Consider the following 1,335-nt stretch of genomic DNA (forward strand, 5'->3'; position numbering starts at 1 on the left):
TGAGACACCGCCCGCTTTCGACACGCTGCTCGTTGCCGGCGCGCCGCGGATGGAGGACTTTCGACCGGACGCCGTCCTGCGTGATTGGCTCGCCTCGGCCGCATCCCGCTCGCGCCGCTACGGCTCGGTCTGCAGCGGCGCGTTTCTACTGGGCCAGGCCGGTCTCTTGAACGGCCGAAAGGTTGCGACCCATTGGGCCGTCGCAGACGCGCTGGCGCTCCGCCACCCGGAAGCGAGGGTCGACGCCGACGCGATTTGCGTCTTCGACGGGCCACTCCGGACAGCAGCCGGGGTCACGGCTGGGCTCGACCTCGCTCTAGCGCTGGTGGAGGAGGACCTCGGGTCTGAGCTCGCGCGCAAGGTCGCAGCGCAGCTCGTGATGTTCTTCAAGCGCGGTGGCGGCCAACTTCAGTTCAGCCGGCGCGGCGTCGGAGCACTGGCAAGTCGGTCCGCCTTGCAGGAGGTCCAGCGCTGGGTAGCAGCCCACCCTGCGGAGGATCATAGCGTGGCGAAGCTGGCATCGCGCACGGGGATGAGCCCACGCCACTTCGCACGTCTCTTTCGGACCGAGACGGGCCTGACGCCGGCAGCCTTTGTCGAGAATGTCCGGATCGAGGCAGCGCGTCGCCTCCTTGAAGAGGGACAGGCAGCCTCGAAGCAGGTCGCCGGAGCCTGCGGTTTCCGCGATGCCGATACACTCCGGCGCTCCTTCCTGCGCCGCCTCGGCCTGACGCCTTCGGAGTACCGGCGCCGCCATGCATCTCCGGCGGGCGAGACGCTGTCCGAGGTTTGAGCGGGTGCAACCTCGCGAAGCGTTTGAGCCTTCTTGCTTCAGGTCGTTCGGCGGGATGCACCTTCGCTGCCGCGCAAGCACCCGGTCGAGCCCCTATGGCCCGATCTGTCGTCTGATTGGCAGAAACTGCCAAGAACCGGCGCTGGCACCGATGCGGGTGATGGACCTAGCTTTGCATGCGATCCAATCAACATTTTTGTTTTCGGCGACAAACGATCGAATGAAAATTAGCGAAGGATCTCGATTGCCATGAGCTGGAAACCCCGCTCACACTCCGGCCCTGGGGCAGTGGCGAAGCCGCCAACAAGCCGAGCTGGAGAGCGCCGAATTAGACAGACCGCGATCAATCAGGGTTCGATCGGCCCGCTTTGCCCGGAAAGGGCAAGAAAAATTGCCTTCAGCCGCTTCTCATACAGTGGCGGCTACGATGGTTACGAAGGCCGCATGGTCCTGAGATCGAAAGCAGACTTGTGAACGGTGGCAGGCAGGTTTGCCAATCGTCCGGGTCGGCTTAGAATCAACACCTGATGGCGATCTTCCGC

Annotated in this window: 1 protein-coding gene; it reads left to right on the forward strand. The window is 64.3% G+C overall.

Features of this window, described 5'->3' with window-relative positions; all coding sequences use genetic code 11:
• The coding region (locus MOX02_RS30580) for a GlxA family transcriptional regulator (protein ID WP_147029506.1) at positions 1-793 on the forward strand (793 nt) is incomplete at its 5' end.
• Positions 794-1,335 lie beyond the last annotated feature (542 nt).

The organism is Methylobacterium oxalidis, from assembly GCF_007992195.1.
Lineage (GTDB): Bacteria > Pseudomonadota > Alphaproteobacteria > Rhizobiales > Beijerinckiaceae > Methylobacterium > Methylobacterium oxalidis.